The 22054-nt window shown below is 58.1% G+C and carries 19 protein-coding genes and 1 tRNA gene; 8 read left to right on the forward strand and 12 right to left on the reverse strand.

Features of this window, described 5'->3' with window-relative positions:
* Positions 1-142 precede the first annotated feature (142 nt).
* Complete coding sequence (locus JTM80_RS09560; protein ID WP_172358311.1) at positions 143-871, reverse strand: ParB N-terminal domain-containing protein; 729 nt, start codon at positions 869-871, stop codon at positions 143-145.
* A 3-nt stretch (positions 872-874) separates the two neighbouring features.
* Positions 875-1732: a ParA family protein gene (locus JTM80_RS09565; RefSeq protein WP_172358310.1), complete on the reverse strand. Its 858-nt coding sequence runs from the start codon at positions 1730-1732 to the stop codon at positions 875-877.
* A 327-nt stretch (positions 1733-2059) separates the two neighbouring features.
* Between JTM80_RS09565 and JTM80_RS09570 the strand changes: the two genes are divergently transcribed.
* From JTM80_RS09570 to JTM80_RS09580, 3 genes are all read left to right on the forward strand, one after another.
* Entirely contained in the window at positions 2060-2653 is a 594-nt protein-coding gene (locus JTM80_RS09570) for a hypothetical protein (protein WP_205371067.1), read from the forward strand.
* Positions 2654-2800: 147 nt separating this feature from the next.
* Positions 2801-3502 carry an ATP-dependent Zn protease gene (locus JTM80_RS09575; protein ID WP_172358308.1) on the forward strand — a complete coding sequence of 234 codons (702 nt, stop codon included), beginning with the start codon at positions 2801-2803 and terminating at the stop codon, positions 3500-3502.
* Positions 3477-4661 carry a glycosyltransferase family 4 protein gene (locus tag JTM80_RS09580; protein ID WP_205371069.1) on the forward strand — a complete coding sequence of 395 codons (1185 nt, stop codon included), beginning with the start codon at positions 3477-3479 and terminating at the stop codon, positions 4659-4661. Before JTM80_RS09575 ends, JTM80_RS09580 begins: the two co-directional genes overlap by 26 nt.
* Positions 4662-4826: 165 nt before the next feature.
* Here JTM80_RS09580 and JTM80_RS09585 read toward each other — a convergent pair whose 3' ends face one another.
* Positions 4827-5507: a hypothetical protein gene (locus JTM80_RS09585; protein WP_172358306.1), complete on the reverse strand. Its 681-nt coding sequence runs from the start codon at positions 5505-5507 to the stop codon at positions 4827-4829.
* Positions 5508-5733: 226 nt separating this feature from the next.
* On the opposite strand from JTM80_RS09585, the gene JTM80_RS09590 reads away from it, so the two are divergent.
* A complete protein-coding gene (locus JTM80_RS09590) occupies positions 5734-6966 on the forward strand; it encodes an MFS transporter (protein ID WP_172359089.1) in 1233 nt (410 codons plus the stop codon).
* Positions 6967-6989: 23 nt separating this feature from the next.
* Here the strand turns inward: JTM80_RS09590 and JTM80_RS09595 are convergent, their stop codons facing one another.
* The 4 genes from JTM80_RS09595 to JTM80_RS09610 all read right to left on the reverse strand — a co-directional run bounded on the left by JTM80_RS09595 (position 6990) and on the right by JTM80_RS09610 (position 10805).
* Positions 6990-7997: a glycosyltransferase gene (locus JTM80_RS09595; RefSeq protein WP_172358305.1), complete on the reverse strand. Its 1008-nt coding sequence runs from the start codon at positions 7995-7997 to the stop codon at positions 6990-6992.
* A 76-nt stretch (positions 7998-8073) separates the two neighbouring features.
* Positions 8074-9201, reverse strand: a complete 1128-nt coding sequence (locus JTM80_RS09600; protein WP_205371071.1) for a glycosyltransferase family 2 protein — start codon at positions 9199-9201, stop codon at positions 8074-8076.
* Between the two features lie 270 nt (positions 9202-9471).
* Entirely contained in the window at positions 9472-9678 is a 207-nt protein-coding gene (locus tag JTM80_RS09605) for a hypothetical protein (RefSeq protein ID WP_172358303.1), read from the reverse strand.
* Positions 9679-9878: 200 nt separating this feature from the next.
* Complete coding sequence (locus tag JTM80_RS09610) at positions 9879-10805, reverse strand: 3'(2'),5'-bisphosphate nucleotidase CysQ (protein ID WP_225906814.1); 927 nt, start codon at positions 10803-10805, stop codon at positions 9879-9881.
* Between the two features lie 335 nt (positions 10806-11140).
* On the opposite strand from JTM80_RS09610, the gene JTM80_RS09615 reads away from it, so the two are divergent.
* Complete coding sequence (locus JTM80_RS09615) at positions 11141-11362, forward strand: hypothetical protein (RefSeq protein ID WP_205371073.1); 222 nt, start codon at positions 11141-11143, stop codon at positions 11360-11362.
* Between the two features lie 35 nt (positions 11363-11397).
* Here JTM80_RS09615 and JTM80_RS09620 read toward each other — a convergent pair whose 3' ends face one another.
* Entirely contained in the window at positions 11398-12318 is a 921-nt protein-coding gene (locus JTM80_RS09620; RefSeq protein WP_172358301.1) for a PfkB family carbohydrate kinase, read from the reverse strand.
* Between the two features lie 356 nt (positions 12319-12674).
* On the opposite strand from JTM80_RS09620, the gene psbQ reads away from it, so the two are divergent.
* Both psbQ and JTM80_RS09630 read left to right on the forward strand, forming a co-directional pair.
* Complete coding sequence (psbQ, locus tag JTM80_RS09625; protein WP_205371075.1) at positions 12675-13133, forward strand: photosystem II protein PsbQ; 459 nt, start codon at positions 12675-12677, stop codon at positions 13131-13133.
* A 35-nt stretch (positions 13134-13168) separates the two neighbouring features.
* Positions 13169-14338, forward strand: coding sequence for an FAD-binding oxidoreductase (locus JTM80_RS09630; RefSeq protein WP_205371077.1), 1170 nt, complete (start codon positions 13169-13171; stop codon positions 14336-14338).
* Positions 14339-14352: 14 nt separating this feature from the next.
* Here the strand turns inward: JTM80_RS09630 and JTM80_RS09635 are convergent, their stop codons facing one another.
* Complete coding sequence (locus JTM80_RS09635) at positions 14353-18051, reverse strand: Calx-beta domain-containing protein (RefSeq protein WP_205371078.1); 3699 nt, start codon at positions 18049-18051, stop codon at positions 14353-14355.
* A 661-nt stretch (positions 18052-18712) separates the two neighbouring features.
* The gene (locus tag JTM80_RS09640) at positions 18713-20266 is read right to left on the reverse strand and encodes an adenylate/guanylate cyclase domain-containing protein (RefSeq protein ID WP_172358297.1); all 1554 of its coding nucleotides are present in this window, start codon (positions 20264-20266) and stop codon (positions 18713-18715) included.
* Positions 20267-20510: 244 nt separating this feature from the next.
* Between JTM80_RS09640 and JTM80_RS09645 the strand changes: the two genes are divergently transcribed.
* A tRNA-Leu gene (locus tag JTM80_RS09645) sits at positions 20511-20591 on the forward strand.
* A gap of 89 nt (positions 20592-20680) precedes the next feature.
* Here JTM80_RS09645 and JTM80_RS09650 read toward each other — a convergent pair.
* Both JTM80_RS09650 and JTM80_RS09655 read right to left on the reverse strand, forming a co-directional pair.
* Positions 20681-21205 carry a GNAT family N-acetyltransferase gene (locus JTM80_RS09650; RefSeq protein WP_172358296.1) on the reverse strand — a complete coding sequence of 175 codons (525 nt, stop codon included), beginning with the start codon at positions 21203-21205 and terminating at the stop codon, positions 20681-20683.
* 39 nt (positions 21206-21244) lie between these two features.
* Complete coding sequence (locus JTM80_RS09655) at positions 21245-21811, reverse strand: hypothetical protein (protein WP_205371079.1); 567 nt, start codon at positions 21809-21811, stop codon at positions 21245-21247.
* Positions 21812-22054: the final 243 nt, after the last annotated feature.

Raw genomic sequence — 22054 nt, forward strand, 5'->3', positions numbered from 1 at the left:
ACACTCAATCTAAAATCACTTGCACTTCCGAACGCGAAGTCAGAATTTGGATAGAGCAGCACTATTCTTCGAGATAGCTGCCAGCTATCAACACCTCCTAGCTAACAAAAAACTATGAAGGGAAGGCTGAATCCATTCTCCCTTAGAAGACTCTGTTCCATGCATCTAGAATGCTGAGCATTCGCTTATCGCCTAGCTTCTCGACCCGTTTGACTACATCCGAAAATGAGGTGAAGGGCGCTTTGGCACGAGCTTTTTCAATGTTTTTGATGAGTGTGTCAGCCGTTTTACCTCGAATACCAGCGCTCGCCAGCTTCTGCATCAGGGTTGCTGGAGGGGCGGTGTTGAAGGTTTCCAGCGGCTCTACCTTCTGAGGAATCTGCTGCTGGAGTGCCTGGAGGTGTTGTTCTAATCGCTGTATGTCTCGCTGCTGGGTTTGTTTCATGTCTTGAATTGCAGCATCCAGTCGCGATTCTAGATTAGTGACTCGTTGATCCATATAGCTAAGAGGGGCAAGGGTAGGCGTTTGCGTGTCGGGGCTGGGCACTGAAGGCGGAGACGGATGCAGCGCTCTAGATTGTTCAAATTGTTCAACCGCAGCGTCTGACACATCCTCCGGCACCACAAACGCATTCACCATCTCGGCTTCGCGGGGGTTGATTTCTCGGGCCCGCACGGCAGCATAATACTCGCGATCGCCCGCCAGCACCTCATAGCTTTCTGCCCCCGTCTGCTTCAGCAGAATGGGAGACAGCAAACCACCCGCCGCCAAAATGCTCTTAGCCAGCGCTTCGATTTCATTTACAGCAAACTGAGAGCGGGGCACCTTCGAGGTAATACTTTTGACATCCACCAGATAATATTCGCTCATTCCCTAGGCCCCAATTTTTTGCATCACTTCGTAGGAAAGGTTCCTGAACTCCTTCACCGACTCGGAATCTGCATCAAATTCAAAAATAGACTTGGGGTCTGGAATCTCCAGGTTTCCCATCGTCAAGGTGTTGTTCACGCAGTTAGACAAGGCAATCCGCTCATAGATGACGGTATCCAGCAGCGGCAGCCCATACCGCTGCACCACTGCTTCTCGCTGCCGGGGAAAGACATGCTCCAGGTAACGATTATTCGTTAACACCTTAGAAGGCAAAACCCCTAAGACATTGAGTGGCTTCTTGCCGATGCTAGACCGTGTTTCATTTACCTCACTGACGAAGTTCTTGACATTGCTCAAGCCCTGGTTCGCAAAGGGCTTCAAATCAGACGGAATAATCAAATAATCGGCCGCAATTAGCGCAATTTCTGCGTAGAGATCACGGGAGGGCGGCGCATCAATAATCACAATGTCGTAGTCGTCTTCTACTTGCTGGAGCTTCATATTTAGGCGGAGGCGACTAGCGGCAATGCGAGTCAGGCGCTGTTGTTCATCGATTAGCGTAATGTGCGAGGGGATGACATCGATTTCTGGCGTGTTGAACCCATTGGAGCGACGGACGATTTCTGGAATGAAGTTGAAATCCCCGGCACTAATGATGTGAAAAATATTTCGGTCTTTGAGGTTGTCCTCTTCTTCAAACTGAAACTTGATCAGGCCCGTCGCAAAGGTGGAATTGGCCTGGGCATCAATATCCACCAGCAGTACCTTCTTGCCCTTATTGGTAAAGGCAGCAGCCAGGTTAACAGCCGTGGTGGTTTTTCCGACTCCACCTTTGTTGTGGTAAATGGCGATCGCTTTCATCAGAGCTACATCCTGCTAAAAAATCCCTCGTTTATTCAAGCACAAGTATTCAAGCACAAGAATTACCATCAGGATTCTAAACAAATCATCCAGATCCACAGGAATCTAGTAAAGATTTAAGTCTTGTTCTACGGGGCACTTGCTTGATGCAGACGGATAAACTGTCAGATACCCGCTCGCTGCTTCACCAATCGGGCTGATGTCCGAGGGGGGCTGTTGTAAGGAGTCGCTCATGCTTCTTCCGGATGCGCGATCGCCCTGGTGGAAGTTGAGATATTTGGACGGATGTCCGATTCAACCTTCTCAAAGCTTCTGGATGAGCGTGGCATGAAAAAAGCAATCTATTCCCTGACGATGGTGGCTCCGGCTCTGGCCGTGGGGGCGCTGGGCGAGGCGGCAGAGGCGGCACAGTCGCCTGTCAACCTGCGGGCTGAGGAACTGTATCGCAACCTGCAACTGTCGGTGTGCAGCAACGACTGGAACGGGGCACTCAGGGCGATCGCCCCTCTTATCGCCTCGGCAGGCATCACGCCAGAATCGCGTCAGCAATTGGTCGAATATCGCCGCCAGCTTGAAGACTTGCGGGCCGTGCGGGCGGTCTACGCCAACCTGCCCAGTTGCCAGAGCAGCGCCCAGCCCATCTGGTCGGATCAGCCCGCTGAGCGTACCATCGTCTTTGCGCCCGAAGCCCAAGACATTAGCTTTGAGCAGCTCTATGCCGCGTTTCAGGGGTCGATTTGCAGCAACGACTGGGCAGAGGCACTGCGAGTGATTGGCCCGATGATTGGCTCTCCCAGCATTTCGCCAGAATATCGCGCCCAGTTGGTGCAATATCGCCGTCAGCTTGAGACATGGCGGGCCTCGCAGGCGGTGTTTTCCGGGATGGAGGGATGTGGTGGGGGTGGGGTGGTTTGGAGTTGAGGGGGGAAGAGGGAAGAGGGAAGAACGAAGAGGGAAGAGGGAAGAACGAAGAACGAAGGGGGAAGAAGGAAGGGGGATGATGCGATGATGGGAATAGGAGGGTGAATTATTGCTGCCTCCGGTTGTTGTTTGCTTGCTTGAGTGTTCATGAATCAGTCTGCGCTGAACCTGATCGCGGTTACGGTCTTTGCGTTTACGATGCTGAGCCTGCTGGGGCCGGTGATCCATGTGTCGCCGCTGGTGACGGCGATCGCCGCTGGAGGGCTGCTGGGTGCGGCGACGCTGGACACGCTGACCTGGCAGGGACGGGGCGGGACGCTTCTGCTGGACTGGGTAGCGGGCTTTTCGCCAGAACACCGGGCGCGGGTGCTGCGGCATGAGGCGGGGCATTTTCTGGTGGCGCACCATCTCGACATTCCCATCACGGGCTATACGCTGAGCGCCTGGGAAGCGCTGCGGCAGGGGCAACCCGGCGCGGGCGGCGTGAGCTTTGATACGACCCAGCTAGACGCAGAACTGTTGCAGGGTAAACTGTCGGCCCAGCAAATCGATCGCTACTGTACCGTCTGGATGGCGGGGATTGCGGCGGAAACGCTGGTCTATGGCAATGCCGAGGGCGGCGGCAACGATCGCCAGACGCTTTACGCATTGTGGAATGCCTTGCGGCGATCGCCCGCCGAAGCGGCCCTCAAGGAGCGCTGGGCCACGCTCCAGGCAAAAAATATGCTGGAAACTCACCGCGCTGCCTACGACCGTCTGGTGGCCGCGATGGAGCGCCGAGACAGCGTAGAAGCCTGTCGCGCCGTTTTAAGCAGCCCTGCCGATGCCTCAGCGCCCCCTGCTGTCTGAACTTAGCGTGTCGCTGGTGGTCAGCGACTGGTCGGGGGGCGGGGCAGTGCGAGCGTTGTTGCTGGCGCAGGTGTTGCAAACCCTGGGCTGTGGCGTGCAGTTGGTCGGCTTCCGGTTTGGCGAGGCGCTGTATACAGAGCCGCCTGCGGGGATGGAGGTGCTGGCGTTTCCGGGGGCAAGCTATCCCGCGATCTTGGGCACGGCGCGGCGGGTTTTGTCCCACCTGACGGGCGATGTCCTTTATGCCGTGAAGCCCAAGCCCACTAGCTTTGGACTGGGGCTGCTGCGACGGCTGCAAGTGCGGCGGCCGCTGCTGCTGGACATGGACGACTGGGAGCTAAGCTGGCACGGTGGCGACGACTGGCGCTATCGACCTGGCCCCCAGCAATTGGCGCGAGATCTGCTGAAACCGGGTGGAGCGTTGCGATCGCCCGATCATCCCTTTTACCTTCGCTGGCTAGAGCGGGCCGTGCCCTGGGCCGACGGACTGACGGTGGACACCACCTTTTTGCAGCGGCGGTTTGGCGGCGTATATCTGCCCAACGGCAAAGATACGTCCTTGTTTGACCCAGCGCAACAGGATGCGGCGGCCAGCCGTCGGCGGCTCGGACTGTCGGACGTTTGGGTGCTGATGTTTCCCGGTGCGCCGCGTCCGCACAAAGGGCTAGAAGACTTGCTCCTGGCGCTAGAAGAATTGAACCACCCTGCGGCGCGGCTGGTAATCGTGGGCGGCAACCCTTATGACGACTATGATGAGCAGTTGCGATCGCGCTGGGGTCGGTGGATTATCTCGCTGCCCAAAACGCCTTTAGCGGAAATGCCCGCCGTGCTAGCGGCCGCCGATGTGGTCGTCGTGCCCCAGCGCGACACGGCGATCGCCCGCGCCCAGTTTCCGCTGAAGCTGACCGACGGCATGGCGATGGGCAAACCCGTCCTCGCGACTCGCGTTGGCGATATTCCCAATATCCTGGGCGACACGGGCTATCTGGCAGACCCCGACTCGCCTGCCCAGCTTGCTGCCCAGCTTCGGCACATCCTGGCCCATCCCGATGAAGCAACGCACAAGGGACAGCGGGCCCGCGATCGCTGCGTAGCCCGGTATAGCCTCGACCCAATGGCGATCGCGCTGCGGGCAGTGCTGGAGCGAGTGACGGGGTGATAAGGCGGTGGGGCTGAAGTCCCTCGCCCTTTGGGAAAGGGAGTCAGGGTGAGGGCTACTGAGTGGGGTGAAAGTCCCTCGCCCTTTGGGAAAGGGAGTCAGGGTGAGGGCTACAAACGCAGGATGCACGCCGTCCCCCCACCCTTGTTTAAACTACGGGCATCGCTACGGGCATCGCACGAAGTTGATACCAATGCCACCTGTTCCGGTTTCAGCGACCCAGCCGAGGTTCGTTGTGCCGCGATAATAGACGCGCTGCCAGATACGTCCATCAGCCGTTGTTTGACGCTGAACGGGATTGGTGCCGTAAATGCGATCGCCACTCAACACGCTAGACAGAATCGTGTCGTAGGGAGCCGAGCGCACCACCAGTTCGGGCTGCGTCACCTGATAGCACTGGCCCACAGGGTCAACGGGGGGACGCGCGTCGCAGTTGGTCAGCAGCGTCGCCGAACGCACCCAGCCCACCGCAGGTTCACGAATCTGGGCGACCCCATCCCCCAGCACGCCCGTCAGCGTAATGCGGGTGTAGGGCTGAAGCTGTCGGACGACGGTGCCTTGGGCAGTGCTGGTGTAAACGGCTAACGTACTCGCGCCGCTGTTGCGACAGGTGTTGACGTAGCTGGGCCGCTCGAAAACCTGGACATCAGCTGCCTGAGCGATTGGGGCTTGAGCCAGCAGACCTGCCGATTCCTTCAGACCAGATTCATCCAAGGAGTCGGTTGATGGGGCGATCGCCTGAGCCGCCAGGGGAGCGAAGACGCTTGCGCCCAGCAGCCCTGCTACCCCTGCAACCAATCCGCCGTAGCTGAGAAGCTTGTCCGTCCGCGTTACTCGTTGCACCATGCCGTTCCACTCCTCGATGTCAAGAGTTCTTTTCGCTGAGGAATTTAGCACATTGGGCAATGCTGGAAACTAGCTGTACACAATGTTTTCAGGTTTCCGTAATGCTTGCACATACGCGCTCCCAATTTGCCCGGGACTAGCCCAACTGGGGGAAGTGGCCGCCTGAGGATTCAGCGGACAATGCGACATTTAAGGTTGCTATCTGTCCATGCGCCATGAACCGTCGATGACCCGCGAAAGGCAGAATGTAGCGTTGCTGGCGCTGTGTCAGGCCCTCGCCATGACTAGCATGACTGTGCTGTTTACCGTGGCAGCGCTGGTGGGCAGGGCGCTGGTAGCCGATGCCTCGCTGGCGACGCTGCCGCTGGCGGTGATGCAGGTGGCGGTGATGCTGGCGACGATTCCCGCATCGATGTTGATGCAGCGGCGGGGCAGGCGCTTTGGGTTTGCAGTGGGCACGCTGATTGGCATCGTCGGGATTGGGCTGGCGGTGGCGGCGGTGCTGATCCAAAGCTTTCCGCTGTTTTGTGCGGGAACTGTTTTGATGGGCGTGTTTAGCGGGTTTTCGGGGTTCTATCGGTTTGCGGCAGCAGAGGCCGCCAGCGAGTCATTTCGGGCGCAGGCGATTTCGCTGGTGGTGGCGGGCGGCGTAATTGCGGCGGTGCTGGGCCCCAACCTTGCCAGCGTGGCAAAGGATGCGATCGCCCAGGCAGAATTTGCCGGATCGCTGCTGTCAATTGTGGGTCTACAAGTCCTAATCCTACTGCTGCTGATCGGCATCAGGCTCCCAGTTATGCAACGTCCGGTCATGCACAAAGAAATTGCAGCAGCAGGGCGATCGCCCTCAAGTCCCGAAGGCCGAAGCCTTTCACAGATTTTGCGACAGCCTGTGTTCATCGTCGCAGCCTTGGGCAGCAGCGTCGGCTATGGGGTGATGGCGCTGCTAATGACGGCCACACCGCTTGCCATGACAGGGATGAATCATTCGTTCCATTCAGCGGCCTCCGTCATTCAGTGGCACGTCCTGGGTATGTTCGCGCCGTCGTTCTTCACTGGATTCCTAATCGCGAGATTTGGCGTTCTCAATATTATCCTTGCAGGAGTCGCGCTGAATCTTGCTAGCGTGGCGATCGCCCTCTCCGGCGTGACGCTCCCCCATTTCCTGATTGCGCTCACGGTGCTGGGGCTGGGCTGGAATTTCATGTTTGTCGGCTCCACCACGCTGCTCACCGAAACCTACACGCCCGCCGAAAAAGCAAAAATGCAAGCCGCCCACGATTTCCTAATGTTTGGTGCGGTGGCAGGCTTTACGTTCCTATCAGGACACCTGCTCAACGGCTTCGGCTGGGACGTGGTGAACTATGCCGCGCTGCCGCTGCTGCTGGTGACGCTGGGTGCGATGCTGTGGCTAAAGCTGAGGAGCAAAGAGGGTGCGGGAAAGCGGGGAATCGTGGGCTGATGGAGCGGCCCTCCAGCATTCCGTCACTTCCCAAACCGTGCTAGGAGCGATCGCAGCCTGGGGCCGCGCTGGTGGGGATAGAGCCAGCGGGCAGGCAGCAGTCGGCGCAGTGCTACGGCCAGCCGCAAGTCCTGATGGGAGCGGACTGGCAGCGTTCCGCCCAATAGTCGCAGCGGTTCCTCAATCAGGGCTTCCTGACTTGAAAACTGCACCAGCGGGGCGATCGCTCGAAACAGGTCATATTCTCCAGCCTCCAGGGTTGTGTCGAGTAAGAAATAAAGGCTGCGCTGGCAGTCGGGAAGCAGGTCGGGATAGCGATCGCCCACCCAGCGAAATAGCGCTGCGTAGGACTGCCTCAGTATCCTGGCGTTTTGCGTCAGGTTTGCCCCATGCTGTCGATAAAACGCCGCCACCATCGGCACGTACACCAACCGCGCCCCGTCCCGCAGCAGCGCTAGCCCAAAGGCTCGATCCTCGCAGGCCTGCAGGGTTTCGTCAAATGAGAACTGAGCCAGCACCGACCGATGCAGCAGCATGGCCTGTTGCAGCAGCGGAAAGGGGATGTCGGCCAGGCGATCGGGGCAAATCAGCAATCGCCGCGCCAGGGCTTCTGGAGGCTGTGAGCCAATTTCACAGCGCTGGCGCAGTCCCGATCGCTCCACCCGCTCATAGTCGGAGTAAATTACCAGCCGATCGGGGTGCTTCCCGTCCACCGCCGCAAGCTGGCGCGATAGCTTATCCGACGCAAGCCAGTCGTCCCCATCCAAAAACTGCACCCACTCGCCACGGGCACACCGCGCCCCCAGGTTGCGAGCCGCCGATACGCCGCCGTTGGGCTGCGACTGGTAATGAACTCGCGTATCTTGCTGCATCAGCCCTTGGGCGATCGCCTCTGTGCTATCGGTCGAGCCATCGTTGATAATCCAGCACTCGATATTGTCATAATCCTGCCGCAGCACGCTGTTCACGGCATCTTCCAGAAACCGCGCCTGGTTAAAGGCAGTGACGACGACCGAAACCAGCGGAGGCATGAGAAAAGAAAAATAAGATAACTTACCGAGTTGAACCGTTGACCCTGGAATGGTTGTCTAGATAAGTTTGGCAAGTTTAAGTTTGATAAGTTTGGTAAGTTTGGGTTTGCCCCGTTTGAGATTGCCCCGTTTGAGATTGCCCCGTTTGAGTGCGCGCCGTTTGATTCGTTTGCGACACGCTCGCGTCTGGCTTGGCGGCTGATAAGCCCTCTGACGGGAAGTTTGCCCGCAGCACCCAGTCCTCGATCGCCATTCGCAGCCAGCCAGGACAGCGGCGATCGCCACACAGCGTCAACAGCCGCTCTTCCAAACTCCCGTCCTGCACCGATAGCCGCGCTGGAATCTGCCGATTCTTAATCACCCATCGCCAGATCGACCTAATGCTGGGGTCATCCGCCGCCAGCCCCCATTTCCGCACCGCATGGGCAAAGTTTCGCGCCGTGTAGCCCTCACTCCATTTGAATCGGTAAAACGGCAAGTCCGTTGCGTCAAACTGGGGCAGTAGCTCCGGGTTCAAAAAAATCACGCGGGCAGACGGTTCCAGAATATGCCTGCCGCCCAGCGCTGCCACCTGAAAGGATACATCCGTGTGGCTGGCGAGGCTGTCGAACTGTTCATCCAGCCGCACCCGTTGCAGCACATCCCAGCGCACCATCAGGCAGTGAAACTCGGCTGAATCCACCTCCTGTCGCCGCAGTTGAGGTTCTGCCTGAGCGAGCGGCACGCCCGCCATCAGTTGCTTTTGCTCGAACCAGCGCTTGCCCCAGCGACGGGGATGAAACCGGGTGGCAATACCCGCGACGTGAATCTCTAGCCTGTCGGAATGGGGATCGCCTTGCAAAATGAGCGGCGCAGTGATGGCAGCGTGTTCTGCCTCGGCCGCCAAAACGAGCGATCGCAACCATCCTGGCTGCACCACCACGTCGTTATCCAGAAACACGACGTATCCTGGACGCTCCACCCACGGCAGCGCTAGGTTTCGCGCCTCGTTCGACCGCAAGTATCGCTCCCGACGAATCAGCGTCATCCAGGGATAGGTAGCGGCCTGGCGTTCCAGGTAGTGGCGCACCGGGGTAGGCGAGTTGCCGTCTACATAAATCAGCCGAAACGGGTAATCGCCATAGCTGGCTAGCAGGCTGTCCAACGATACCTGGCTGGGGCTAAATCGCTCACGCTGCGTCACGATGAGGGTGACTGGTGGCATGGGGACGGATGATGCGTGGGGCACAGCGCCAAAACCCTCGGAATGACGGAAACGATAAACCTACACCCAGAGCTTAGCAGAAGCAACCCATTGGCCTGTTGCCGATCCGCCATAGGGCGGTCTGGAACAGGGGATATCTTGCGTTGGGCGATCGCCCAATCCAGCCTGTAACTCAATCCTCAATCCAGTCCCCAATCCAGCCCGAAACTCAGTCCCCAATCCAATTCCTGTCCAGTTCCTATCCAGAGCTGACTTTTCTGACTTTAGCGTCTAATCGACCAGCATCACGCGGCCGGCTTGCAACTCGTCAAACACGCGGCTAATGTGATATCGCTCCGCTTGGGTTAACCGCTGATCGGACAGGATCGTGGCGGCAAGCTGGAGATGCTCTTTGCGGGTCATTTGCCCCGAAGACAAAATTCGATCGACCAGCGCTTGCGTAGAGACGCTGGCGCGACCAGGAAGCGCCCAAACCATGTAGTGAACCTCTGCTGCTGAATTCTGACCAGATCCGTGTGACAGGAACGGTTTTCCTAGCCTTAGTAAACCCAAGATCCCGCCCCTATGGATCGATCTTCTGGCGAAAACAGGGGATCGGGGGCAAAGCTTCTGTAATGGCGGGTGTCAGGACTGTGAAGATTCTGCGTAGCAGCGGGGTTGGGCGCAGCGCTTGGGGTTCAGGAGAGGCCGTCGATTTCTGCCAGGATGCGAATGGCTTCGGCGCAGAGGGCTTCGTGGCAGCAACCGTTGGAGGCCATCAGTCCGCCCCACTGGTTGACATCGCCCGTGTTATATCGCAAGGGTTCGCCGCTGAAGTGGGTGAATTTGCCGCCTGCCTCGGTGAGGATGAGTTCCGGGGCGGCCATGTCCCAATCCTTGGGGGCAGACTTGCCGGAGAGCGAGATGTAGAGGTCGGCTCGGCGATCGACCAGCGCGGCGATTTTGCCGCCGACGCTGCCAACGGAGAGCTGGTTTTGGCAGGGCAGCTTTTGCAGCAGGGCATTCAGCCGTCCGTCGCGGTGGGTGCGGCTGACCACCACGACCAGATCGGCAGGGCGATCGCACGCCGACACCTGCAACCGCTCCACCTTTCCATCGGGCGTTTCCACAAATGCCCCACCGCCAAGGGTGGCGAAATACTGCCGCTCTAGCTCTGGGCAGGTGACCACCGATAGCACCGGGCGACCGCGATAGGCCAGCGCCAGGTGAAAGGCATATTCCCCCGTTTTGTCAATGAAATCTCGCGTGCCGTCGAGCGGATCGAGAATCCACACCCAGTCTTGAGGGAACGGCGCGGCGGAAGCTTGGGATTTGTAGGTTTCTTCGCTGAGATAGCCGAACTGCTCATCGCCCAGCAAATCGTGCAGTCTGCCGAGTACGAAGCTGTTCACTGCCAGATCGGCTGCAGTCACCGGGCCGTCTTTTTCATTCTGGATATCGAGATTGCGGGCCGTGCCATCCTGAAACGGTTCCCCCCGATAATACGCCCGCAGAATTTTCGCTGCACCCCAGCCCAACGCACGGGCGATCGCCAATAGGTCTTCTAGGGGATGGCCATCTATCAATTCCGCAGGGTTTGCTTGGATCACAACGTTTCCTTTCACGTTTTTTGGGCACAGGCGAGCATCTTTGCCCCTACTGCAAGCCGCTGTAGTATCAGTCACCACAGTATCAGTCACCACAGTATCGGTCACTATAGTATCAGTCACTATCGCCCTAGCATAGAACGGCTGGTCAATTATAGGGCACGGGTTCGACCAATTCTGAACTAAAGCTTAAGCAGGCGTTATCAGACATAAAGCAAGATTATATACAAAACCTCTTTTCATGAATTGAGTTTATATCTAGTCTGGGGAGAAGACGCGATGGTGACTGGTGTTTTTCGCGTCTTCCCTCACTCGCGCTGCCTTCTTTTTACCAACTACCAAAGGTGAATGGCATGAAGAAACTGCCCGATCAAGTGACAGATGGAGGATGGTCGGTTCAAGTGTACAGTGGCGATCGCCGCCTGCTGTGTTCGCTAGACCCGTCTCATATTTGGATGCTGATGCTGGGAATCTTTTTGGGGCTGGTAATGGGCATCTCTTGGGTGCGGGTGTCGCCGCCCGCAGAATCGGAATGGAGTGCATCCAGCGCACCGCCTATCTTAAATGTAGATTAGTCTCAGGCAGTCTTTTTGCGATCAGTCCTTTGCCATCAGTCCGGTTTGGGGAAGCGGGGGTTCTCCTCGTGCGGCGGTGCTTTCATCCAGCGGCGCGGACCAAAGGATTGGCAGGCGCGGGCAGCGACTTGGGCTGCTTGGGCGATCGCCGCCTCGAATCCCAGTTGCAAAATAAAGTGGCAGAATGCGCCGTGAAAGATGTCGCCCGCGCCCAGCGTGTCTACTGGGGAAATGGTGGGAACCGCCACTCGCTCCGCGTGTTCGCCCTTGAGATATTCTACGGGCTGAGAACCGTGTGTCCGTGCGACTTGGGCAACGCCGAGCGATCGCAGGTAGGGCAGCACATCCGCCGAGTCGCACCCTGGCGGCAAAAAGTTGGCCGAGCAGATGGCATAGTCCGTGTGGCGCAAGACTGCCTCAAAGCCCGGTTTCCAACTGCCGCCATCGACTACCACGGGAATGCCCAAGGCTCTTGACTGCTGGGCGATCGCCTCGCTAATTGCCATCTGGTGTCCGTCGATCAGCACCACGTCAAACCTGCGCTCTTTCAGGGCTTGCATCAGGTCGGCTGGAAGGCGATCGCCCGCCACCTGTGCCCCCACGGCATTCCGCGATACCACCGCGCGATCGCCCGTCGCCGCTGTCACCAAAATGGACGACACCGCTGGCGAGGCCTGCCGCTCTGGGTCAAGGTCGCGGTGCTGCACACCCCAAGTTGCCAAGTCTGCCCGAATTGACCCCGCTATTGGGTGCTGTCCCAAACTGCTCAGCAGCAGCGCGTCTCCGCCCAAGTGGGCAAAGGTTACGGCTGCGTTGGTTGCGGGGCCTCCAGCGGCGATCGCCACATCCTGGGCCACGACTTTCTGATTGCTGGCGGGCACGGCCTCGACCTGGTAAATCAGATCGAGCGTCGTTAGACCCACAAATACCCCCCGCCCTCTTGAAGACTCTCCCATGTTCATCGCTCTGTTTTGGATTTTGGTAGGACCTACGCAGTTGGATGATTTCTCGCGGGCGCAGCCCGCGAGAAATCGTCCAGAACCCAGCAAACTTATCGCAAGTGCGTAAATCTTGTTTGGATTTTGGATTTTCGATTGCCGTTTGGAAACGCGCATTGGGAACGCACAGGGTTCCGGTCAGATTCAGTGCCCTCTCGTCCTGCGAAACCCTTCCCACTCGTCCCCTTGTGGTTTATAGTGCTTTACCGGAGCCAGTGTTCAGTCTATCGGGATGTTGCGACTATCCCGCCATTGGCTGATGTATTCTGGGGTAATCCGTTGGCAAATGTTGGGCAAGTAATAGAGTGAGATCTATGAAAAAGTGGTATCGAAGCGTCCTCAGTTTGGTGTTGGTGGCGATCGCCGTCTTGTCCATTGGCTGTAGCAGCGCCCCTGTTGCCAAAGGGCCACTTTATTCACCTGAACAACTGGCGCAAATTGAAAAATACGTGAGCGATGTGGACGCACTGCGGGTGCGGATGCAGGAAATTCCCCCGCTGGTGCAAAAGAAGCAGTGGGTGGACGTGCAGACCTTCATTCACGGGCCGCTGGGTGAACTGCGGGCGAAGATGACCCGCCTGGCCCGGCTGCTGGAACCCAAGAAAGCTCAGCCCGCCGCGCTGGATGCCGCCAAGGCCGTGTTTGGGCACCTAATCGCCATCGACGAAGCGACCCAGACGGGCGATTCTCAAAAGGCGCTGCTGAACTATAACGAGGCGCTGCGCGATTTTCAGGTGTTTCTGGATCTGATGCCAACGACGCAGGACGGTTAGGATAATCCAGCTAACCCCCAGAGGCAGGTAGGATTGTGCCAACCGACGGAAGCCGCGTGGTGATCGTGGGCTGCGGAGTGGTGGGGGCGGCGATCGCCTACGAGTTAAGCCAGGTGAATGGTCTGGCGATTACCGTAGTCGATCGTCAGCCTCCGGCCCGCGCCTCGACAGGGGCCGCGCTGGGCGTGCTGATGGGCGCGATCAGCCAGAAAACTAGGGGCCGCGCCTGGAACCTGCGACAAACCAGCCTCCGCCGTTATCAGCAGTGGCTCCCTGAGCTAGAGGAATTGACCGGGCAGCGAGTGCCCGTGAATCGGCAGGGCATTTTGCTCCTGTCCTATGAAGCAGATTTATCGAAATGGGACGCGCTGATCCGCCTCCGCCGGGAGCAGGGCTGGACGCTGGAGCATTGGGCCCCGGCTCAGGTGGGCGATCGCTGTCCTCAGGTTTCTCTGAATGCAGTCACAGCGGGCATCTACTCGCCACAGGACTGCCAGATTGATCCGACGGCCTTGACCCGTGCGCTGGTGGCAGGGGCCGCACAGCGCGGCGTGCAGTTTGATTTTTCGAGTCCGGTTGCATCGCTAGAATTTGCCGATGCGACGGGGCAGCGCTGCGTGGGTGTGCGAACCGTGCAGGGCGATCGCCTCTTGGCCGATTGGGTGGTGATCGCCTCCGGGCTGGGAACCACACCGCTACTCGACGCGCTGCCCCTCCCCAAGATCGACATCCGCCCCGTTTTGGGACAGGCAATGCGGGTGAAACTGGGGGAACCAATGGGCGATCGCACGTTTCAGCCTGTGATTACAGGCAACGATATTCACGTCGTGCCGCTGGGCCAGGGAGAATACTGGATTGGCGCAACGGTCGAGTTTCCAGAATTTGCAGAAGGGGAGTCTGCGTCGAGTTTTAGTCAGGCAAATGGTTTAGGGGCGATCGCCGCCAGCCCCGCCGCGCTAAAAACGGTCTGGGAGGGGGCGATCGCCCTCTGTCCTGTCCTCGCCCAAGCCGAGGTGCAACACACTTGGTCGGGTCTGCGCCCTCGCCCCGCCAACCGCCCCGCGCCTGTGCTGGAGCGTCTGAGCGCCTGCCCAAACGTCATTCTGTCCACAGGGCACTACCGCAACGGCGTGCTGCTGGCTCCCGCCACCGCTGTGTGGGTGCGGGGAGAGATTGAAGATACGAAGGGGAAGATACAGGGTTAGGCTTCGGCTAAAGGCTAAATGCCCGTGTTTCCAGTTCCGCTGAAGTTAGACAAGTCGCCAGCCAGGTTGTTTGGCGTATTCAGCGGCGAATTATTAAAGATCGAATTATTCACCGCCAAAACACCACCTGATGCGATGAAAATCCCGCCGCCGCCCATACCAATATTGCTCGCCTGATTGCCGACAAAATTGGCAAAGTTGATATTGGACGTTCCAGCATTGTACAAGCCACCGCCTGACGAGTTCTGGGCAACATTACCAGAAAACAGAATTCGCTGACCTGCAGTTCCTGTCACATTCAGGGTGCCGCCAGAATCGTTGGAAACCCCGCCACCGATGCTAGCCGCTGCGTTGTTCACGATTTGGCTACTGCCCTGGATGTTAACCGTACCGCTCTGGTTGCTGATGCCGCCGCCCGCGCCGCTCGTCCCACTGCCGGCAGTATTATTCCTTACGATTGTGTTTAGCAGCGTCGTTGTACCGCCTTGGTTGAAGATGCCACCGCCGAGCTGCGCCTGGCTATTCTGCACGACCAGGTTTTCCAGGTTCAGCGTACCGCCCAAGTTGGCGATGCCGCCCCCATTTCCCGTGGCCACGTTTCCACCGGAGATTGTTAGCCCTTCAATCGTTGCTGTGATAGCTGGCTGGAGAGTAAAGATTCTGAAGTTTGTTGCTGCGGCTGAATCCCGCGAAATGGTGAGCGTCCCAGCCCCAGGCCCGTCAATCGTCATATTGCGCGACAAGTCAGGCAGCGCTGAGGCAAGCTGAATCGTGCCGCTTACCGATGACGCAAAGGTAATCGTTGGGTTGGCAATCGAGTTGGCATTATTGGCGGCAATAATCGCCTGGCGCAGCGACCCCGCTCCAGAGTCGTTTGTGTTGGTGACGATGCCGTCATCGTTGAGGATCGTGCTGATCTGCGGGGCTGTCGTGCCGATGGTATAGCCAGACCCGCTAGCGAGCGTCAGGCTAATGGTCTCGTCTGGTTCAATCGTGCCTAGATCCGCAACAGGCTTAATCCGCAAAACAGCCGTGGTCGCCCCAGGTGCAAACGTAATCGTGCCCGCTGTGGGGTTAAAGCTGGCTGCGCCTTCGACCGTGTAGTCATTGCCGCCTGCACCAAACGTCGCCGTACCGCCTACCGCAAAGTTTACCGTCAGCGCACGAGTCGTTGCGCCTACTCGCGTGAAGGTGTAGACAATTTCCTGTCCGCTGTCTTCCAAAACATTGTCGGGCGAAACCGTTAGCGTCACGATTGCGTCGTCGTCTTCGATGATGCCGGAAACTGGTGTCGTGCTGACGGGCGTGTAGCCTGTCCCCGGTTGCAGGGTCAGCGTCACCAGTTCATTCGGCTCTAGGCTGGAGTCTGCAACGGGCTTCACAAGGATCGTCTTGGTCGATTCGCCAGCGGCAAACTGCACCGTTCCCCCCAGCGCCGTGTAGGTAAAGGTTGTGCCTACGGGCGCAGACACCGTGTAGTCGGTGCTGAAGGTTGCTGTGCCACCCACGCCAAAGTTGACCGTAATTGGGCGATCGAGGAACGCTGTACGGGTGAAGGTAAAGACCAGATCTTCGCCGCTATCTTCTAGCACGCTGCTGGGCGATACGGAAAGCTGGATGCTAGAGTCATCATTTTGAATCGTGCCTATGGCAGTGCTGGGTGAACCGACTACATACCCCGTGCCAGTTGCCACCCCAATCACAACAGTTTCACTGGGTTCCACCACGTTGTCGCTGGTGGGCGTGACGGTGATCGTCTTTGTAGTTTCTCCGACCGCAAAGTTAATGGTGCCCTTTCCACCCGTGACCGTTGCGCTTGTGATGGTGTAATCCGAACTTGGCCCGCCTAAGGTTGCCGTGCCGCCGACTGTAAAGTTTACGGTGATTGCGTTGCCTGTGAATCCGTTTCGGGTAAAGGTGTAGACCATCCCCGTGCCGCTATCTTCGAGAACAGCACTAGGCGAAACCGCAACACTTACGGAGCTATCGTCATTTACGATGGTTCCAATCACTGGAGTCATCGTGGCTCGAACGTAGCCGACACCATTGTTAAGCGTCAAAGCCACGGTTTCGTCAGGCTCAACCACTGTGTCTGCGTTGGGGCGGATACGCAGCGTTTTGGTGCTTTCCCCTGCCGCAAAGGTAATCGTGCCCGCCGATGCGCCATAGGTAAATGTTGTTCCTAGCGGTGCGTTTACGGTGTAGTCGCTGGTTGCGCCAAAGCCTGCGGTGCCGCCCACTCCAAAACTCACCGTGATGCTGCGGTTTAGAAATCCTGTCCGAGTGAAGGTGTAAACCAGCTCACTGCCGCTGTCTTCTAGAACGCTAGCAGGAGACACAGATAGTGCGATCTGGCTTTCATCGTCGATGATAGTGCCTGTGGCGCTGCTGGCAGAAGCGAGACTGTAGCCAGCACCAGGGGCCAGCGCTACGATGACCGTTTCGTTTGGCTCGATCAGGTTATCTGCAATGGGGGTGACTTGGATCGTGGCAGTGCTGGCGTTGGGGGCAAAGATAATCGTGCCCGTGCTGCCTGTAATGCTGGCTCCCGTCACGTTATAGTCGGTGCCGCGCGTGGCGGTGCCGCCTAGGGTGAAGTTGACAGTCAGGGCATTGCGGATGAAGGTGGTGCGGGTGAAGGTGTAGACCAGAGTGCCGCCGCTGTCCTCGACCACGTTAGCAGGCGAGACGGCAACGCTGACAGGCACGATGGGAATGGGCACGCTGACATTGAAACTGCCAAGCGTCGCCGCAGGGGCTGCGTTGCCGCTGGTGTCGAAGATTTGCCCGGCTTGCAGCGAAACCTGGTAGGTGCCGTTGTCGTTGGCATCCCAAGTGCCGCCGGGGGCTGTGATTTGATAGGTCACGGTGCGGGAGGTGCCGTTGCCGACGGGAGTAAAGCCGACCAACTGCGCCCCCTGCACAAAGCCATTGGGGCCCGTGATGAGCAGGTTGCCATTGCGGAAGCTGAGGCTATTGAGCTGAACCGCATCGGCATATTGAATAGTGAAGGTCTGGGTGGTTCCTCCCGCAACAGTGATATTGGGATTGGCGATGACTAGGTTGGCAGCGCTGGGCGGCGTGGTGTCGCGGGGGGGCAGCGGGAAGGCGGCTACGTTGGTGCGGGTGAGGCGGCTGACGTTCACATTGCGGACGATCGCCAGAAATTCACCCGTCTGACGGTTGCGAATGATGACGTTGTTGCGGTTGTTGCCTGTGCCCTGGACGATGCTGAGGTTATTGAAGCGCAGGTCGCCTGCTAGACCAATGCGGTCTTGATTGGGGTTGAAATCGGTGATGACGTTGGCGTTTCTTCGTTGGCTACCGCCTGTGCCATTGGCCAGGACGAACACATCGCGGCCGGGGCCACCGGTCATGACATCTCGCCCGCCAGTGCCCGCGACCAGTGTATCGGCTCCTTGTCCACCATTTAGTCGGTTGAGGCCGCTGTCAGCATAGATCAGGTCGTCGCCGTCGCCGCCGTTGAGAGTGTCATTGCCGATGCCGCCGGAGAGGGTGTCGTTGCCAGCGCCGCCATCTATCAGATCGTTGCCTGCATTGCCCTGGAGCAGGTCGTTACCATTGCCACCGTTAATTTGGTCGTTGCCAGCAGCGCCAAGGAGGTAATCATCTCCATCCTCGCCAAAAATGAGATCAGCATCGGGAGTGCCAAGCAAAAAGTCCGGGCCGGGGGTTCCAATCAGAGTAGCCATTAACTGTTTTCCTAACGAACTTGAACAGCGGGAGGAAGTACGGAGGGGGGACAGGGATTCTGCGTTGCCAGATTGGGAATTTCGGAGTTTTTTCGGAGTTCTATTTCATGCTTCTGAGAGCATTTCTGAGAACTCCTGGGAAGGTCGAGAAAGGGAGGCGGGACATGACCTTGCTAGAAGGTTGAACCCAATATCTCCTGATATCTAACGTCTGAAACAAAAGTGATAAAGCAAGGTTGCCCAATCTGGAGCGATGAAATTAACATGTCAATTGATTAATTTGACTAACCTAGTATCCTTTTTGACATAAAACTGAATCCGTAGGCGATCGCCCTATAATTTGCCCTCAGAGAAAGCGTTAAGGCAGCTTTGAAACTGGAGTTTGGCGTGTGGGTAAGCCATCTGAAAAACCGTGCTGTATCCGCACAAGCCACGCTGAAACATGCTTTTCAGAGCGCTACAAAAATTGCTCTGAAAAACGGCTTAATGATAGCAACCCCTGTTTCAGTCAGGACAATTTTTTTAGCCTGAAGCTGGGATTGGAGCTTAGTGCGTCTCTGTCTCAAATCGGGGCAGGGCTTACGCACTTGCGCTCAGTTTTCTGAATTTTGGACGATTTCTCGCGAGCGCAGCCCGCGAGAAATCGTCCAACTGTGAAGTCCTATGGGGATTCAAGCTCAAAGGTGGGCTGGGGTGTGGTTTTGCCTTTGAGAAACAAATCACCGATGGGCGTGCAGGGATAGTGGGGGGCGATCGCCCGATACACCGATTCCGTCAGCAAAATTTGTCCACTGCTGGCAAGGGTCATCAGGCGGGCGGCCGTGTTCACGGGGTCCCCCAGGATATTAAACTCGCGGCGGGCACGGGGCGAGCCGATTTCGGCGGCAAACACTGGGCCCTGGTCGAGGCCGATGCGACAGGCGATGTCCACAGGCTGACCCGCAGACCGTGGTGGTGCAAGCTGGTGGACAATTTGGCGAACCTCCAGAGCCATGTCTGCTGCCCGCAGCGCATCTTCGGGGTGGCTGCCCAGCGCTCCGAAGTAGACCAGCATGTCGGAACCGAGGGAATGATAGGTCACCTTTTGCAAAATGCCGCCGCGCGATCGCACGCTGGCGTGGATCAGCGCAAACGCTTGCGAATAGCGGCGCACCAGCAGATCCACTTCATCAGGCGAGGCCAGGTCTACGGCTTCCGGCAGCCCCATCAGGTTGACAAAGACCACCGTTGGGGTTGGGAAGGCCGGCGGAATCTGACGCTGAGCAGCGCATTCCACCAGCAGGTTCAGAATCGGCGCGGGCAAGTAGCTGGCCAGTGGCTCTACCAGACCTACCGACTTTTGAATTTCCTCACTCAGGCCGGGGATGCTGCGATCCATCAGCATCGATGAAGCCATGCGGCGACGGGGCAGCGTGATGTCATATTCTCCTAGTTCCTCCGGGCTAAGCTGGTCAATCACCAGGCTGTGCTGGGCATCGAGCGGCTGGAGCGGAAATTCTTGACCGAGGCGATCGCCCACTTCCCGACTCACGCACACCCGCCCCACAGCACTAGCTGACTCTGCCCGCTTCGCCTGCTGCACTGTCTTTCCCAGCAGCACCCGCCCCATTCGCTCTGGCGTGCCAATATCCGCCGTCAGAAACCGTCCAGAATGAATGCCCACCCGCATCTCCAGCGAAAACTGACCCTGGGGCATGTCCAGCGCGGTGAATTGGGTCATCGCCCGCTGCATTCGCAGGCCCGCCCGCACCGCCTGCGCCGCATCGCTGCCATCTCGCCCTGGCAAAAACTGCACCAGCATGGCATCGCCCGTAAACTCCAGCAGGTCGCCCCCCGACTTGCTGATAATTTCAATCATGCTGGAGAAATATTGGTTAATCAGCGTCAACAGCGCCGCCGCGCCCTCCGACCCCGCATCCGCATTTGCCTCTAGCAGGGGCGTAAAGCCCGCCAGATCGGTAAACAGCAGCGTCCCCTCCTGCCAGCCATGGCGCAGTTCTCCTGGCAGGGGCGGCGCTTCGGACACCTGGCGGGGCATGTAGTCATGCAACACCTGCTGCATTGTGCGTAGGTGCTGAAACACCTGCATCAGCGTGTCGGCAGTGGGATCGACCCACAGCGCGGCATAAAGGCTGGCGGGCAGAAGCGGGCGCATTCGCTGCTCTAGGTCAACCAGCGGCTTTGGGAGTGAGTCGGGCGAAGAAGGAGACAGCATCAGCGACTAACGAAATGGGCCCAACTTAGACGCGCACCCATTGAGAGGACGCAACAATGAGAGGCGCAAAACTTGAGGGATGCAAAAATTTTCTAGCCCTGAGAAAAACATAGGCGAAATTGGCGAGAAATTGGTGGCAAATTTGCAGCGCGTGGCTTGGACGATTGCGCGATTTTGGAGTACAGTTAAAGACTGTGAGTAAGTCAGCAGTCATCCCTCATGCTGATTTGCCTGTTCCCCCCACGCGGATGTGGCGGAATTGGTATACGCGCACGTTTGAGGGGCGTGTGGCTTTGCCTTGCGAGTTCGAGTCTCGCCATCCGCATTGAGTCTAGTGTATTGCTCCATTCATCCTTCTACGCTAGGTCGAGGGCAGCCTCAGGCTAGTTTGAGGGGGGTGACTGTGAGTGGGTGTCATGGCGAGAAATGTTCGCGGGCGATCGCCCAATACACGACCGCACAGTTGTAGTAAAAAGCGTCTTTTTCATAGGTCATGCCGAGTTTTTGCATGACACGCTGTGAGGCGTGGTTTTCGGGCCGGGCGATCGCCACGATTCGCTCCAGCCCTAAGGTATCAAACCCAAACTGGAGGCTGGCCCGCGCCGCTTCGGTAGCCAGCCCACGTCCCCAAAAGGGGCAACCCAGCACATACCCCACTTCGATTTCTGGCGTGCTGTCCAGATAAATCAGCCCGGCCCGCCCAACAAAAGCCCCTGTCTCGTTTTCCACCAGCTTCCACATGCCAAAGCCGTGCGCCTGCCAATGATCAATCATGCGATGCAGCCCGATTTGAGTTTCTGCTCGCGTACGGACACCTTTTCCCACGTAGCGCATCACGTCTGGATTGGCTGATAGCGCTGCCAGCGCGTCGAGGTCGTCTGGCTGAAACTGTTGCAGATAAAGTCGCTGCGTTTCTAGTTCAGGTGTGGAGTGGAGCATTGGGGTTGTCGATTAGGTGGATATGCGACCCTAAAGCGGTTATTGAGCAACAGCAGTCTGAATCAGCGCTTGCAGGCACGCCGCCGCCGTGGTGAACACCTGAGACCCCGATGCCGAATGCCACCAGCCCGTCGTCGTGTGGGGCGATCGCCACAGATCCAGATGCGCCACGGCGGGTTCTGCATAAAAGCGGCTTCCCCTAGCGCTCACCGCTGGCCCATCTAGCAAGGCCGAACTCCAGTCGGTAAAGCGATCGTGGCTGAGTCGATGGATGGGGAAAGGGCCGCTCAGGGGCATACCCCAGCCGTCTAGCGCAATCAGCCCCAGCACGGTTCCGCCGAGCGCTTGCCAGAGGGGGGCGATCGCCGCCAACCCTACCACACCTGCACTAAAGCCGAGAAACAAGACCGGCGGGGCGGCCCAGGGTGCGCCCAGCCGATGCTGCAACACCTTCAGCCCGTACAGCGGCGAATAAACGGGCTGGCGATCGCCCGGTATGACGCAAATTTGCATCGTGTCCAGCCGATCCAGCGCTACTGCCGCTAGAAAAGATTCTGTAAGCCGGGGCGAATGCATCCCCGGACACACCACCAGTACCGTCGCCAAGTCTCTGCCCTCTGTCTTTTCAGGACTTACGCACTTGCAATAACTTGCAATCAGTTGGATTTTGGAGGATTTCTTGTGGACTGCGCCCGCGAGAAATCCGGCCACTGCATCAGTCCTCTGTTCGTGTCCCAGCTTGAGGGCGATCGCCCCTGATCCCCATCATAGGGCGGGCATTGCGACCCCAGAGTTCGGTTCTAGAGCTAGGCTCTCTGGAGGTTTATCGATATCGTCTTATATAGGAGC

This window comes from Thermoleptolyngbya sp. PKUAC-SCTB121 (assembly GCF_016919485.1).
In the GTDB taxonomy this organism is placed as follows: Bacteria; Cyanobacteriota; Cyanobacteriia; order Elainellales; family Elainellaceae; genus Thermoleptolyngbya; species Thermoleptolyngbya sichuanensis.

Bases quoted from the DNA above. Each gene is read 5' to 3' on its own strand.
- JTM80_RS09640 (WP_172358297.1), bottom strand. From the start codon at position 20,266: ATGCTGTCTCCTTCTTCGCCCGACTCACTCCCAAAGCCGCTGGTTGAC.
- JTM80_RS09580 (WP_205371069.1), top strand. From the start codon at position 3,477: ATGCCTCAGCGCCCCCTGCTGTCTGAACTTAGCGTGTCGCTGGTGGTC.
- JTM80_RS09620 (WP_172358301.1), bottom strand. From the start codon at position 12,318: ATGGGAGAGTCTTCAAGAGGGCGGGGGGTATTTGTGGGTCTAACGACG.
- JTM80_RS09595 (WP_172358305.1), bottom strand. From the start codon at position 7,997: ATGCCTCCGCTGGTTTCGGTCGTCGTCACTGCCTTTAACCAGGCGCGG.
- JTM80_RS09560 (WP_172358311.1), bottom strand. From the start codon at position 871: ATGAGCGAATATTATCTGGTGGATGTCAAAAGTATTACCTCGAAGGTG.
- JTM80_RS09615 (WP_205371073.1), top strand. From the start codon at position 11,141: ATGAAGAAACTGCCCGATCAAGTGACAGATGGAGGATGGTCGGTTCAA.
- JTM80_RS09650 (WP_172358296.1), bottom strand. From the start codon at position 21,205: ATGCTCCACTCCACACCTGAACTAGAAACGCAGCGACTTTATCTGCAA.
- JTM80_RS09605 (WP_172358303.1), bottom strand. From the start codon at position 9,678: ATGGTTTGGGCGCTTCCTGGTCGCGCCAGCGTCTCTACGCAAGCGCTG.
- JTM80_RS09590 (WP_172359089.1), top strand. From the start codon at position 5,734: ATGACCCGCGAAAGGCAGAATGTAGCGTTGCTGGCGCTGTGTCAGGCC.
- JTM80_RS09585 (WP_172358306.1), bottom strand. From the start codon at position 5,507: ATGGTGCAACGAGTAACGCGGACGGACAAGCTTCTCAGCTACGGCGGA.
- JTM80_RS09635 (WP_205371078.1), bottom strand. From the start codon at position 18,051: ATGGCTACTCTGATTGGAACCCCCGGCCCGGACTTTTTGCTTGGCACT.
- JTM80_RS09600 (WP_205371071.1), bottom strand. From the start codon at position 9,201: ATGCCACCAGTCACCCTCATCGTGACGCAGCGTGAGCGATTTAGCCCC.
- JTM80_RS09565 (WP_172358310.1), bottom strand. From the start codon at position 1,732: ATGAAAGCGATCGCCATTTACCACAACAAAGGTGGAGTCGGAAAAACC.
- psbQ (WP_205371075.1), top strand. From the start codon at position 12,675: ATGAAAAAGTGGTATCGAAGCGTCCTCAGTTTGGTGTTGGTGGCGATC.
- JTM80_RS09575 (WP_172358308.1), top strand. From the start codon at position 2,801: ATGAATCAGTCTGCGCTGAACCTGATCGCGGTTACGGTCTTTGCGTTT.
- JTM80_RS09570 (WP_205371067.1), top strand. From the start codon at position 2,060: ATGAAAAAAGCAATCTATTCCCTGACGATGGTGGCTCCGGCTCTGGCC.